13 protein-coding genes are annotated in these 12,711 nt (G+C 61.9%); 5 read left to right on the top strand and 8 right to left on the bottom strand.

Annotated features, from left to right (window positions below; translation table 11 throughout):
- Window positions 1-8 precede the first annotated feature (8 nt).
- Window positions 9-692 carry a gamma-glutamyl-gamma-aminobutyrate hydrolase family protein gene (locus tag C84B14_RS02705; protein ID WP_353221744.1) on the top strand — a complete coding sequence of 228 codons (684 nt, stop codon included), beginning with the start codon at window positions 9-11 and terminating at the stop codon, window positions 690-692.
- Window positions 693-765: 73 nt separating this feature from the next.
- Here C84B14_RS02705 and C84B14_RS02700 read toward each other — a convergent pair whose 3' ends face one another.
- On the bottom strand, window positions 766-972 hold the full coding sequence (locus C84B14_RS02700; RefSeq protein WP_348766484.1) for a CsbD family protein: 207 nt from the start codon (window positions 970-972) through the stop codon (window positions 766-768).
- A 76-nt stretch (window positions 973-1,048) separates the two neighbouring features.
- Window positions 1,049-1,909, bottom strand: a complete 861-nt coding sequence (locus C84B14_RS02695) for a formate/nitrite transporter family protein (protein ID WP_353221743.1) — start codon at window positions 1,907-1,909, stop codon at window positions 1,049-1,051.
- Window positions 1,910-2,024: 115 nt separating this feature from the next.
- On the opposite strand from C84B14_RS02695, the gene C84B14_RS02690 reads away from it, so the two are divergent.
- Entirely contained in the window at window positions 2,025-2,813 is a 789-nt protein-coding gene (locus C84B14_RS02690) for a glutaminyl-peptide cyclotransferase (protein ID WP_353221742.1), read from the top strand.
- An 11-nt stretch (window positions 2,814-2,824) separates the two neighbouring features.
- On the opposite strand, the gene C84B14_RS02685 is transcribed toward C84B14_RS02690, so the two are convergent.
- The 6 genes from C84B14_RS02685 to rpmH all read right to left on the bottom strand — a co-directional run bounded on the left by C84B14_RS02685 (window position 2,825) and on the right by rpmH (window position 8,726).
- On the bottom strand, window positions 2,825-3,226 hold the full coding sequence (locus tag C84B14_RS02685) for an ectoine synthase (RefSeq protein ID WP_006914437.1): 402 nt from the start codon (window positions 3,224-3,226) through the stop codon (window positions 2,825-2,827).
- A 171-nt stretch (window positions 3,227-3,397) separates the two neighbouring features.
- Window positions 3,398-4,981, bottom strand: a complete 1,584-nt coding sequence (locus C84B14_RS02680) for an FMN-binding glutamate synthase family protein (protein ID WP_353221741.1) — start codon at window positions 4,979-4,981, stop codon at window positions 3,398-3,400.
- 76 nt (window positions 4,982-5,057) lie between these two features.
- Window positions 5,058-6,416: a tRNA uridine-5-carboxymethylaminomethyl(34) synthesis GTPase MnmE gene (gene mnmE / locus C84B14_RS02675; RefSeq protein WP_353221740.1), complete on the bottom strand. Its 1,359-nt coding sequence runs from the start codon at window positions 6,414-6,416 to the stop codon at window positions 5,058-5,060.
- Window positions 6,417-6,426: 10 nt separating this feature from the next.
- Complete coding sequence (gene yidC / locus C84B14_RS02670; protein WP_353221739.1) at window positions 6,427-8,175, bottom strand: membrane protein insertase YidC; 1,749 nt, start codon at window positions 8,173-8,175, stop codon at window positions 6,427-6,429.
- A 20-nt stretch (window positions 8,176-8,195) separates the two neighbouring features.
- The gene (gene rnpA, locus C84B14_RS02665) at window positions 8,196-8,582 is read right to left on the bottom strand and encodes a ribonuclease P protein component (RefSeq protein WP_353221738.1); all 387 of its coding nucleotides are present in this window, start codon (window positions 8,580-8,582) and stop codon (window positions 8,196-8,198) included.
- 9 nt (window positions 8,583-8,591) lie between these two features.
- On the bottom strand, window positions 8,592-8,726 hold the full coding sequence (gene rpmH / locus C84B14_RS02660; RefSeq protein WP_006914433.1) for a 50S ribosomal protein L34: 135 nt from the start codon (window positions 8,724-8,726) through the stop codon (window positions 8,592-8,594).
- A 177-nt stretch (window positions 8,727-8,903) separates the two neighbouring features.
- Between rpmH and dnaA the strand changes: the two genes are divergently transcribed.
- The 3 genes from dnaA to recF all read left to right on the top strand — a co-directional run bounded on the left by dnaA (window position 8,904) and on the right by recF (window position 12,655).
- Entirely contained in the window at window positions 8,904-10,217 is a 1,314-nt protein-coding gene (gene dnaA / locus C84B14_RS02655) for a chromosomal replication initiator protein DnaA (protein WP_353221782.1), read from the top strand.
- Between the two features lie 252 nt (window positions 10,218-10,469).
- On the top strand, window positions 10,470-11,570 hold the full coding sequence (gene dnaN, locus C84B14_RS02650) for a DNA polymerase III subunit beta (protein WP_353221737.1): 1,101 nt from the start codon (window positions 10,470-10,472) through the stop codon (window positions 11,568-11,570).
- A gap of 11 nt (window positions 11,571-11,581) precedes the next feature.
- A complete protein-coding gene (gene recF / locus C84B14_RS02645) occupies window positions 11,582-12,655 on the top strand; it encodes a DNA replication/repair protein RecF (protein WP_353221736.1) in 1,074 nt (357 codons plus the stop codon).
- The last annotated feature ends 56 nt before the right edge of the window (window positions 12,656-12,711 follow it).

Below are 12,711 nucleotides of genomic sequence, written 5' to 3'. Positions count from 1 at the left end.
GCGCGGCCATGGCCCGCCTGCGACCCATAATCGCCGTCACCGGCAAGGCCAGCCGCTGGGCGCCGGGCTGGTGGGCTGCATGGCTTGCCATCGCCCTGGCCGGCGGGCGCGCCGTGCGCGCCACGCCGCGTCACCCCATGCCCGCACCCATCGACGGCCTGCTGATCGGCGGCGGTGACGATATCGCCACCGATCTCTACGGTGCCAGCGCGGCCTACGACAACACCGCCGACCGGGCTCGCGACGCCTTCGAACTGGCAGCCATCGAAAAGGCGTTGGCCGACAACAAACCGGTACTGGGCATCTGCCGGGGCGCACAGCTGATCAACGTCGCCGCCGGCGGCACGCTGTACAGCGATATCAGCAAGCTGCGCCGCGCCACCTCAAACCGGGTGAACATACTGTCGTGCAAGCCCGTCGCCATTAAACGGCGATCGCGCCTTGCGGCGATTTTCGGTGCGCGCCGGCTACGGGTTAACAGCCTGCATCACCAGGCAGTGTTGGCCCTGGGCGAGGGCATCGCGGCCACCGCCCGCGACGCCGATGGCTTTGTACAGGCAATCGAAGCACGAGGCCCGGATTTCGTGGTCGGCGTGCAATGGCATCCGGAGTATCTGTGCTACCAGGGGGCACAGCGCCGGCTGTTTCGTGCGCTGGTCGCGGCCTGTCGTGTGCGTCGCGATGGCGGCTAGTTCGCCGCTGAAAAGCCGACGCCGCGCATAAAAAAGGCCGCCCCGTGGGGCGGCCCATTCAAACGCCATGGCGTTAGAGATATTTGCTCTCGAATTCCTTGAGCATCTCTTCAGCTTTTTCCTTGGTCTCGCCGTACTTCTCCTGGATCTTGCCCAGCATGTTCTGGCGTTTGCCCTTGGTCTCTTCAACTTCGTCGTCGGTGAGACGGCCGAAGTGCTCGCGGGCCTTGCCCTTCACACGATCCCAGCGGCCTTCCCATTTATCGTCGGATTCTGCCATGACAGATTTTCCGTTTGAGTGGTGAACTGACTATACCGTATTGGGAAAACTTTGCCAGCCAACGCTGTGAAGGTTGTCAATCGCCCTTGTCGACGTCGCTGTCGTCGCGCTCGGAGTCGCTATAGGCCACCTGGGCATAGTTCACCGCGGCCACCATGGCGACGCCACCGAGCACGTTGCCGAGAATGGTCGGCACGAAGAACACGCTGAAAAACTCCATCAACCCGTGCCCGCCGGTAAACACGCCGTAAAGGGCAGCGACCGAACCGGCGATGATGTGCGGGAAATGGGCCAGGCCAATCACATAGGTCACGAGAATGATCACGCCCACGCGCGCGGTTTCGGCAAACGGCAGCAGCCAGAGCATGAGCGCGACCAGCCAGCCAGCGAATATGGCACGCACGAACATGGTGGCGAAGCCGTTTTCGTACTCCTTGGCGGCGATCGATGCCAGGGCACCGTTGATCTTGGGATCGAGTACATCGAAGTGCGACATCATGAACGCGAAAATCGCGGTGCCGACCATGTTCGCGATCAGCACCACAACCCACAGGTTCATCGTACGCAGCACGGTCGAGAGCTGGCGTACGCGCAGTACTTCCAGCACCGGCGTGAGCGTGTTTTCGGTAAACAGCTGCTGGCGGCCGAGAATGACGAACAGAAAGCCGATCGAATACCCGAAGCTGGCGATGATCGGGCGCCAGGCGGATTCCGGCGTATAGCTGTAAAGCAGGGCCTGGGCGATGAACGAAAACCCCATGGACAGGCCGGCGGCCAGCCCCGAGAACGCCAGCCCCGGCAACGGACGGGTGAGTTCGGATTCGGCTTCGCGCCGGATTGCTTCATAGACCACGGCCGCGCTCGGCGCTTCGCGACGGCGGGCGTCGCGCTTCTGACTGGAGTCGAGATCGTGTTCGGTGTGTTCTTGTTCGGCCATGCTTGGCGTCTTCCCTAGCGGTGGTCAATCATCAATGTCAGGCGCTGTGCGAAGCGCACAACGGTATCGCCGAGACAGGCTGGCGCGATTGAATTGTGCGCCATATCATCCGGGAATGCGTCGTTTTTTTTGCTTTCTGGCGGTCACGCTCGCGGTACTGCTGTCGTGCGCCTGCTCGGCTCAACCGGCCGACACGCACACGGCCGCCATCGGCGCCGAGTTTGCGCACGATACGTCCGCATTCACCCAGGGCCTACTGTATTACGACGACGCGTTGTACGAGAGTACAGGCCAGTACGGCCAGTCTCGACTCAGACAGGTGGAACCGGCAAGCAACACGGTGACACGCGAGCTCCGGCTGCCCGATCGGTATTTCGGTGAAGGGCTGGCGCGCGTGGGCGATCATCTGTTCTGGCTGACCTGGCGGTCGGGCCGCGCGTTCGTATTCGATATTCACAGCTTCGAGCAGATCGGCACGCGCCGCTATGACGGCGAAGGCTGGGGCCTGACCTACGACGGCCGCCGATTGATCATGAGCGATGGCAGCGCCACGCTGCGCGTGCTCGAACCGAGCGATTTCAGCGTGGTCCGCCGTATCGAGGTACATGACGGCGGGCGCGCCGTTGACAAGCTCAACGAGCTGGAATACGTCGACGGCGAAATCTGGGCCAATATCTGGTATTCGGATCGTATTGCACGCATCGACCCAGACAGCGGGGCCGTGCTGGCATGGCTGGACGCCAGCCCGCTGCGTACGGCACTCGGCCCCGCGGCAGACGGGGCCAACGTACTCAACGGCATCGCCTGGGACGCCGACAGCGGGCGTATCTATCTCACCGGCAAATACTGGCCGAAGATATTCACGGTTGCGCCGCCGCCTGACATCCCGCCGACGCTAGATTGATGCAAAGGCGCCTAGCGCTGCAGCACGCTGCCGTCATCGTCGAGCAGGGCATAGCTACCCTGTTCGTCGTGATCTTCCGGCCCCACCAGTGACGGCGAGAAGCAGCACAGCACGGTCATGCCCTTCTCGCTGGAGAGGATATGCTGCTGGTGCTTGTCCAGCGCATAGAGCACGCCGGGCTTGAGATCCCATTTGCCGCCTTCGGTGAGATCCTCGATCTGGCCTTCGCCCTCGATACAGATCACCGTTTCCTTGTGGTTTTTGTACCACATATGCAGCGCACAGCCGGGCTTGACATAGGTTTCGTGAAACGAATGCCCCATGCCGTCGGCGCGCAGCGTATAGCGGCGGCTGATGAACTTTTCTTCGTCGACGGCCGTTTTCTCGGCGTCTTCATGATCTCGTACGATCATCGCGGTACTCCTGGTTAAACCGCCCAATCAGCCGCAAGCGGCCAGACCGGGCGTTTGAAAGGTCGCACACGGTAACGATGTCGCAAAGCGCAAAGAATCCGCCCAAGTACGTACGCCGGCGTTCTACGCGATGGTGCTGGGGCATGGCGTCATATTTGATGACGACATGCCCTAAAACGCGTCCGCGCTGGCCCGGGCCCAGGCACTGATATAGCCTTCCGGCACGTCGCCGTTGAGAAACGCACCACTTTTGACGGTCGGATGGACCTCGGCGAACGTACGCGCCGGGCCGTGTTCCGGCCGGTGATGGATCAGCGAGCGAGTGAGCGCATCCGGCGTGGAACAGCCCATGACGCCGGTAATATCCAGAAACGAACCGATCGTGGCGTCGTGAAAATTACGCACGGCCAACGATTTGCCCAGCACGTCGATAGCCGCCGCGCGACGCGGGTTCTGGGTGGCCACGCCGGTCGGGCAGGTGTCGGTATGACAGCGGCGCGCCTGAATACAGCCGACCGAGAACATGAACGGCCGGGCGGCGTTGCACATATCGGCGCCGAGGGCGATCTTGACCACCATATCGAAGCCCATCACCACCTTGCCGCTGGCGATGATGCGGATCTCGTCGCGCAGGCCGATGCCCCGCAGGCAGTTGTCGACGAACGGCAGGGCCTCGTTGATAAAGGTGCCCAGCGAATCCTGGAACTCGGTCGGCGCGGCCCCAGTGCCGCCCTCGGCGCCGTCGACGGTGATGAAATCGGGGTAGATGCCGGTTTCGAGCATCGCCTTGCAGATGCCCATGAATTCATCCTGACGGCCCAGACAGAGCTTGAAGCCCACCGGCTTGCCGTGGGTGAGCTGGCGCAGCCGATCGACGAACTCGAGCAGGCCCCGCGGGGTATCGAATTCGGGATGAGATGCCGGCGAGGCACAGTCCTTACCGACCTCGATCTCGCGCACGCGGGCGATTTCCTCGGTGACCTTCGAACCGGGCAGCAGACCGCCGTGACCGGGCTTGGCGCCCTGGGAGATCTTGATCTCGATCATCTTGACCTGATCGGTATTGGCCTTTTCCGCGAACTCCGCGTCATCGAAGCGACCCTCCTTGGTCCGACAACCGAAATAGGCGGAAGCCACCTCCCAGATCACATCGCCCCCATGTTCGCGGTGATAGTCGCTGATCGCGCCTTCGCCGGTGTCCTGGGCGAAGTTGCCCAGCGCCGCGCCGCGGTTCATTGCGGCCACCGCGTTGCCCGAGAGCGAGCCGAAGCTCATCGCGGAAATATTCAGGCGTGAGGAATCGTAGGGCTGGCGACACTGCGAACCGCCGATCATCAGCCGGGCATGGCGTTTGTCGACGTCCTTGGGCGCCATCGAATGCTGTGCGAAATTGAAGCCGGCATCCTCGAAGTCGCGCATGGTGCCGAACGGCGAGGTATCGCCCGCGCCGGCGCTGCGCTTATAGACGATTTCACGCTGTTCCCGATTGAACGGCCGGCCGCTGGTTTCCGACTCGAAGAAGTACTGGCGCAGCTCCGGGCGCAGGAACTCCAGCATGTAGCGCAGGTGACCGATCACGGGAAAATTGCGTAGCACGTTGTGGCGTGAGCGCAGGTCCAGCGCGCCAACAATCACCAGCGCGACGAGCAGCAGCCACGGCCACAGGCCGATCGGCCACCAAAGCGCCAGCACCACGCCGAGTGCAATCGTGAGTAGAACAAAGCCGGCATAGATGAGCCGCGGATAGCCGAACATGGGGGCGCTCGTGGGGATTGTGCATGCAGCATGCATTGCCACGATACGCAGCTCAATAAGGGCGGCTACTTACGGGTCACTTGCCGATACAGAAGCTCGAAAAGATGGCGCCCAGCAGATCATCGCTGGTGAACGTGCCGGTGATCTCGCCCAGGGCGTTCTGTGCCGTGCGCAGCTCTTCGGCCAGCAGTTCGCCGGCCGCGTCGACCACGAGCCGTTCGTAGCCGGCTTCAAGCGCCTCGGCGGCTCTCGCGAGCGCGTCCAGATGCCGACGCCGGGCCACGAAGGCCGGCGTTGCATCGTCGTTCATTCCGGCGGCCTGTTTGAGATGGGCCGCCAACGCATCGAAGCCGGCGCCGGTGGTCGCCGAAACCCCGATCGTGTCGTGGCCAAGCGCAGCGCGCACGCCGCTAGGGCCCGCGCTGAGATCGACCTTGTTGGCGATCACCGTCACCGGGCATCGTGCGTCGATCTCGGCGAGCACGGCCTGTTCGTCGGCCCCCAGGCCGTGTCGGTCGTCGATCACCAGCAGCACCCGGTCCGCATGCTGGATTTCGGCCTTGGCGCGGCGTACGCCTTCGGCTTCGATCGGGTCGTCGGTTTCGCGCAGGCCGGCCGTGTCCACAAGGGTCAGCGGCAGCCCATCGATGGACAGCTGTTCGTGGAGAACATCGCGGGTCGTACCGGCGATATCGGTCACGATAGCGGTATCGCGACGCGCCAGACGATTCAGCAGGCTGGATTTGCCGACGTTGGGCGAACCGAGAATGACCAGCCGCAGACCTTCGCGCAGGCTTGCCCCTTGGGCCGCCCGGGTGCGCAGCTCGGCCAGGCGCTCCCGGATCGCGGCGAGCCGGCGCTCGATCTCGCCGTCGCCGAGAAAATCCACGTCGTCTTCGTCGGGGAAGTCTATCGCGCCTTCGGTATACACCCGCAGCTCGACGAGGGCCGCGACCAGCGCGTCGATCTCGCGCGAGAACGTCCCCTCCAGGGACCGCATGGCCGCACGCGCAGCGGCGCTGCTGCCGGCTTCGATGGCATCAGCGATCGCCTCGGCCTGATCGAGGCTGAGCTTGTCGTTGAGAAAGGCACGGCGCGAGAACTCGCCCGGTTCGGCCAGGCGTACGCCCAGCTCGAGCAGCCGCGTGAGCAGCATATCGACCAGCACGGGGCTGCCATGGCCCTGCAGTTCAAGCACATGCTCGCCGGTGAACGAGGCCGGCGCGGCGAAATAGACTGCCACGCCGCGATCGATGGCCACGCCATCGCCGTCGACAAAGGCGCAGAGACGGGCCTGTCTTGCGCCCGGCAGGCCGCCGATCACGGCCTCGGCGATCTGGGGTACCTTCGGTCCGGAAACACGAACCACCGCCACGCCGGCGCGGCCCGCGCCGCTGGCCAGCGCGGCGATCGTATCGCCGGGCGTGCCCGTCATCGCTTATCGATCAGCTGTTGGCGGCCTTGTGCCCCAGGCCTTCGGCATCGAGCTTGCGGTAGATATACCACTGCTGGGCGATCGACAACATGTTGTTGGTGCACCAGTACAGCACCAGACCGGCCGGGAAGAAGGCGAAGAACACCGCCAGACCCACGGGCATGATCTGCATGATGCGCTGCTGCATCGGATCCATGGTCACGTTCGCGGTCAGCTTTTGCTGCAGGAACATGGTCAGGCCGAAGACCACCGGCAGGATGTAGTACGGGTCCGGCGCGGACAGGTCCTGAATCCAGAGCATGAACGGCGCGTGGCGCAGTTCCACCGATTCACGCAGTACCCAGTACAGCGAAATGAACACCGGCATCTGCACGAGCATGGGCCAGCAGCCCGCCAGCGGATTGAAGCCCTCTTTCTTGTAGAGCTCCATCATCTTGGCCTGGAGCTTCTGGCGATCGTCGCCGTACTGCTCCTTGAGCTGCTGCATGCGCGGCGCGAATTTGCGCATACGGGCCATCGCCCGGTACTGCGTTTCCGACAGCTTGTAGAACACCAGCTTGATCAGGAACGTCAGCAGGATGATCGCCACGCCCCAGTTGCCAACCAGCGCATGCAGGTGCTCCAGCACCCAGAAGATTGGTTTGGCGAGCACGGTCAGCCAGCCGTAGTCGACGGTCAGGCCCAGTCCGGGCGCCACGGCGTCGAGCTGGTCCTGCAGCTTGGGGCCGACGAAAAGCGTGGCCTCGAGCGTGCTCTGCGTGCCGGCGGCAATCGACTGCTGGGCACCGATGAAGCCGGTCGCGAACCCGCCCGCGGCATTGGGGACGTCCTTGGGCTGGCCGAAAAAACGCACCTTTGCATCCGGCGGCGGGATGGCCGCGCCGATGAAATAGTGCTGGATCATGGCCACCCAGCCGCCCTGCTGGGTCAGCTCGAGCGGGTTCTCGCCCAGGTCCTCGTGGCTTTCGGTCTTGTAGCTATAGCTTTCGCCGCCGTCCTTGCGGTTGTACCAGCCCACGCCGAAAAACGCCTGGGCAAAGGGTACGTCGCCGGTGATTTCGTAGGGCGCGCGCCAGAACCGCACGTACTGGGAGACTTTCCAGTCGTCGCTGGCGTTGTTGGCCACTTCGTGGCGCAGCCCGATGCGGTAGCTGTCACGGTTGAAGGTATAGACCTTGGTGACTTCGTGGCCGGCGTCGTTGGTCCAGGTCAGCGGAACTTCAATGCTGTCCTCGCCGTCGGCCAGCTCGTATTGCTTGCGCTCGGACTGGTAGCGCGAACGATGATCCGGCGCCTTCGCCCCGGCGGCCACGAGCCCGCTCTGGGCGATGAAGAAGTTGGGCGCGCTGTCGTTGATCAGGCGCAGGTTGGTATCCGGCTGTTCCGAAGACACGGGCACGCCGCGAAGCTCGACCTTGCGCAGATCGCCGCCGCGGGTATCGATGATCACATCGAGCTTGTCTGTGACTACGTGGATCTGGTCTGCCTGACTGACCACAGGGGCACTGTCGGCACCGCGTTCGTCGGCGCTGGCCTGCGGCCCGCGCTGTTCGGGTCCGCCGTCGCTATCGGCCGTGGGCGCGGAATCCAACGCCGGGACGTCATCTTCGTCCGAGGCATAGTCCTGCTGGGCCGTGGTCTGGTTGTTGGCCGACGTCGCGTCCGCCTGGGTGGGCGCATAGTCATTCTGCCACGCCTGGTACAGGAAAAAGCAGATGACGGCGACAGCGCAGAGCAGTCCGAAGCGAATATTTTCCATGCGCGGCTAATGTCCTTCGGTTAACGGCTATCGCTTGAAGAGCGAGTCTGCGACGACGTGACCATACGGCCTAGTTGAGGCCAGAGCGCTTCTAGCTGCTCGAACAGCGCGGCGTTGCTCATCGTGGACGTGCGGCTGCGAGCGAGTACGACAACATCGACTGCGGCCAAGTCCGGTCGGTGCAACCGAAACGACTCTCGAAGCACCCGTTTAATGCGATTGCGCTCGACGGCGTGCGCGATACGTCGCTTCGCCAGCGCCAGACCCAGCCTCGGCTGGCCGGCAGAACTTGCGGCGGCAATGACCACGAATCCCGGACTGACGAACTTGCGTCCGTTTGCGAACACGGCACGGAATTGTGCCGATTGCCTCAGGCGCGCAGTCGCGGGAAACGCGGCCCGGGGCACGGGCTTTCCTTACGGCGTCAGGCGCTTACGGCCCTTGGCACGACGTGCGGACAGTACGGCGCGACCGTTCTTGGTGGCCATACGGGCACGAAAGCCATGCGTGCGCTTACGGTGCAGGTTGCTCGGCTGATAAGTTCGTTTCATGACGGTCTCGTTCTCGCGCCGCGCAGGACGCACTTCACGGTAAAGAGCGCGGATTCTAGTCGTCTGCCACCCCGCATGCAAGCCTGTAAAATGCTGTGGATAACTTGTGGCCCGTACGCTAGGGTAAGGCGCCAGCGCCGGCCCCCGGCCGCGCTCTTTTCGCTACGGAGTAACGGAATTTTGGCTGACACGCTCTGGCAACGCTGTCTGACGCATATCGAGGCGAGACTGCCCGAAAAGGACATCAACCTCTGGCTGCGACCGCTTGAGGCCGAGTTCACCGATGAAGGCCTGGACCTGATGGCACCCAACGAGGTGGTGCGCGATCAGGTCGAACGGGAGCTACGCACCCCGATCGCCAATGCGCTGAACGACCTGGGCGCCGTACCCAAGCGCATTCGCGTGCTCGTCGGCGGCGGACGCAAGCCCAAGGCAACGGCCAGCGAAGCGCCGGCACCGGCACCAACTTCGCGCCATAATCTGGATAGTCGGTATACGTTCGAAAGCTTCGTGCAAGGCAAGTCGAACCAGATCGCCCGCGCCGCGGCCGAACAGGCGGCCAACCCCGACAATATCGCCTACAACCCGCTACTTATTTATGGCGGTGTCGGTCTGGGCAAGACCCATCTCATGCAAAGCGTGGGCAACCGGCTGCTCGACAGCGATCCGCGCGCCAAGGTGGCTTACGTGCGTTCGGAGCATTTCGTCAACGAGATGATCACCGCGATCCGCCACAACCGCATGGATAAGTTCAAGGCCCATTACCGCTCGCTCGATGCCTTGCTGATCGACGATATCCAGTTCTTCGCCAACAAGGATCGCTCGCAGGAAGAGTTCTTCCACACCTTCAATTCCTTGCTGGAATCGAACCAGCGAATCGTGATCACCTGCGACCGCTTTCCAAAGGAAGTCGAAGGGCTGGAAGACCGGCTGAAGTCGCGCTTCTCCTGGGGTCTGTCGGTGGCAGTGGAGCCGCCGGAGCTGGAGACCCGCGTCGCCATCATGCTTTCCAAGGCTGACTACCACGGCATTACCTTGCCGCAGGAAGTCGCGTTCTTCATCGCCAAGCGTGTTCGCTCCAACGTACGCGACCTCGAAGGTGCATTACACCGACTCAAGGCCTCGGCACAGATCACCGGCACGCCCATCACCGTGGACTTCGCCAAACAGGCGCTCCACGACATGCTGGCGGTCTACGACCGGCTGGTCACGCTGGAAAATATTCAACGCACCGTCGCCGAGTATTACAAGATGCGACTCGCCGACCTGCTGGGTAAAAAACGTACCCGCTCGGTCGCCCGACCTCGCCAGATCGCGATGGCTCTCGCCAAGGAGCTCACCAACCACAGCCTTCCCGAAATCGGACAAGGCTTCGGTGGACGCGATCATACGACCGTCCTGCATGCCTGTCGCAAGGTCAAGGAATTACGCGAGACCGATGCGCGGACCGAAGAGGATTACGCCAACTTGAGCCGAATACTCACAAGCTAGTTGTGGATAAGCTGGGAGTAAACGCCGAGCAAGCGATCGTCGCCGCCAGGTGAGCGAATCGGCGCACACTTTGTCCACATGCAAACAACAATCTTCCAGCCCTGTTTGCTACAGGGTTGCTATGAACGTAAGCAACTGATTTAAATAATATTTAATCGGTTTTCAACAGAATAGAGCCACCGTAGTTACTACTACTACTAACTTTTTTTAAGCCTTAAAAGACAACAAGGCCGACTGCTTCGGGAGACCGCCATGCAATTCACGGTGCAGCGCAAGGATTTGCTCTCTGCCCTTCAAACCGTCATCGGCGTAGTCGAACGCCGCCAGACAATGCCGATCCTGTCGAACGTGCTCATCAAGGCCGAAAACGACCGAATCGTAATAACGGCAACTGATCTGGAATTGGAGTTGATTACCGACACTCCGGCGGTCATTGGCCAACCGGGTGCTGCAGCGATCCCTGCACGAAAACTGCTGGATATATGTCGCGGACTTCCGGACGACGCGGAGATAACCCTGGAGCACGACGCTCAGCAAACCCGTGTCCAATCCGGCCGCTCACGGTTCACGCTCTCGACGATGGCGGCACAGGACTGGCCCTATCTCGACGAAGTGGAAACCGGGCAGCAGATATCCATTCCCGAACGGTTGCTCAAGGGACTTCTTGATCGCACCCACTTTGCGATGGCCCACCAGGACGTTCGCTATTACCTGAACGGCCTACTGCTTGCACTGCGAACCGACCGGGCTCGCTGTGTCGCAACCGATGGCCATCGCCTGGCGTTGAGCGATACCCCGCTGAATATCGAAATCGACGAACCCATCCAAGCCATCGTGCCGCGTAAGGCGATCACGGAGCTGGTGCGTCTGTTGGATTCCAGCGAAGCAGAGATCAACCTGCAACTGTCGTCCAAGCACTTACGTCTACAGCTACCGGGCTTGGTGTTCACCACCAAGCTTATCGACGGTCGGTTCCCCGACTATGAGCGCGTAATTCCTGAGCAGGCAGACAAGCAAATGCATGCCGATCGCGACACGATTCGTCAGGCGTTGTCACGCACTGCAATCCTGTCTAACGAAAAGTTCGGCGGGGTTCGGCTTGCACTGAGCGAACATAGCCTTCGCCTGCAAGCTCAGAACGTGGAACGCGAAGAAGCCGAGGACGAAATCCAGGTCACTTACAACCACGACCCGATTGAAATCGGTTTCAACGTCAACTATTTACTGGAAGCGCTCGGTGCAATGGACAGCGGAGAATTCACGCTGTCCCTTTCCGGGCCCGATAGCAGCGGACTGTTGCAGAGCGTAAACGACCCGGCCACCCGGTATGTCGTTATGCCGATGCGGTTATAGATCCGGCGGGAATGTATCTAACCCGGCTACGGCTCCACGATTTTCGTTGTTTCTCGACGGCGGATATCGAACCCAATCCATCGATTAACGTCATTACCGGCGACAACGCCTCGGGCAAGACAACCTTGCTCGAGGCGATCTATTTTCTAGGGCGCGGCCAGTCGTTCCGCCAATCCGGGCCTCGGCCTGCGATACGCGCAGGCACAAACGCCTTTACGGTCACCGGCGATATCGCGGTACCCGACGGGCGGTCACATCGTGTTGGCGTCAGTCGAGACAAGCGCGGTATTCGCTATCGCCGAGACGGCGACAATGAAACCAATCGAATAGACCTGATCAACACGCTGCCGTTGCAGATGGTCGATCCGAACGTCCATCGGCTGCTCGAACAAGGCCCGCGCTATCGCCGCCATTTCCTCGACTGGGGCGTGTTCCACGTGGAACACGCTTTCTTCCCTGCGTGGAGACGTTTCAGGCGCGCTCTAAAACAGCGAAACAGAGCGCTCAAATCGCGTATGCCCAAGGCCGACATCGTCGTTTGGGACGCAGAGCTCGTGCGAGCGGCCGAAGTTGTCGACGCCTCCCGCCGAGCCTACATTGACCATTTGCATGCAAACCTGCCGGGTCAGGCAGCGAAACTGCTCGGCGACGAGCCCGTAGTCCTCGAATACGACTGCGGGTGGCGTGGGGACGACGGCTATGGTGCAGCGCTCGCCGCATCGCTGGATCAGGATACCCGTGCGGGTTTTACCCAGCAGGGACCGCACCGCGCGGATCTTCGTATTTCGATCGCCACTGCCGTGGCGCGTGACTGGGTATCGAGAGGGCAACAGAAAATACTGACGACCGCTATGCTTCTTACCCAGGCGCAGCTGTTGTACGCCCGTCGACACGTACGCCCCGTACTGCTTATCGATGATATGGCAGCCGAGTTGGGCGCACGCTACCGCCAGGTTCTGGCTGAAGAAATTGCGGCCCTTGGCGGCCAGTGCTTTCTGACTTTCCTTGAACCTGACCTGGTGCCGGACGTTCTGAAAGGCGGCAGCATGTTCCACGTGGAACACGGTGCTGTCCGCACGGGCTGACTCCCCAGGGCATGCTAGAATCTATGGGTTGACTCGCACTTATACAGCCCTAAACG

The organism is Salinisphaera sp. C84B14 (genome assembly GCF_040361435.1).
Lineage (GTDB): Bacteria > Pseudomonadota > Gammaproteobacteria > Nevskiales > Salinisphaeraceae > Salinisphaera.
Note: the sequence above shows the minus strand (reverse complement) of the source record. Positions and strands in the feature narration are given on the sequence as shown.

Excerpts from the sequence above, each read along its gene's own strand:
- C84B14_RS02705 (WP_353221744.1), top strand. The coding sequence starts at position 9 with ATGGCCCGCCTGCGACCCATAATCGCCGTCACCGGCAAGGCCAGCCGC.
- C84B14_RS02700 (WP_348766484.1), bottom strand. The coding sequence starts at position 972 with ATGGCAGAATCCGACGATAAATGGGAAGGCCGCTGGGATCGTGTGAAG.
- C84B14_RS02695 (WP_353221743.1), bottom strand. The coding sequence starts at position 1,909 with ATGGCCGAACAAGAACACACCGAACACGATCTCGACTCCAGTCAGAAG.
- C84B14_RS02690 (WP_353221742.1), top strand. The coding sequence starts at position 2,025 with ATGCGTCGTTTTTTTTGCTTTCTGGCGGTCACGCTCGCGGTACTGCTG.
- C84B14_RS02685 (WP_006914437.1), bottom strand. The coding sequence starts at position 3,226 with ATGATCGTACGAGATCATGAAGACGCCGAGAAAACGGCCGTCGACGAA.
- C84B14_RS02680 (WP_353221741.1), bottom strand. The coding sequence starts at position 4,981 with ATGTTCGGCTATCCGCGGCTCATCTATGCCGGCTTTGTTCTACTCACG.
- mnmE (WP_353221740.1), bottom strand. The coding sequence starts at position 6,416 with ATGACGGGCACGCCCGGCGATACGATCGCCGCGCTGGCCAGCGGCGCG.
- yidC (WP_353221739.1), bottom strand. The coding sequence starts at position 8,175 with ATGGAAAATATTCGCTTCGGACTGCTCTGCGCTGTCGCCGTCATCTGC.
- rpmH (WP_006914433.1), bottom strand. The coding sequence starts at position 8,726 with ATGAAACGAACTTATCAGCCGAGCAACCTGCACCGTAAGCGCACGCAT.
- dnaN (WP_353221737.1), top strand. The coding sequence starts at position 10,470 with ATGCAATTCACGGTGCAGCGCAAGGATTTGCTCTCTGCCCTTCAAACC.
- recF (WP_353221736.1), top strand. The coding sequence starts at position 11,582 with ATGTATCTAACCCGGCTACGGCTCCACGATTTTCGTTGTTTCTCGACG.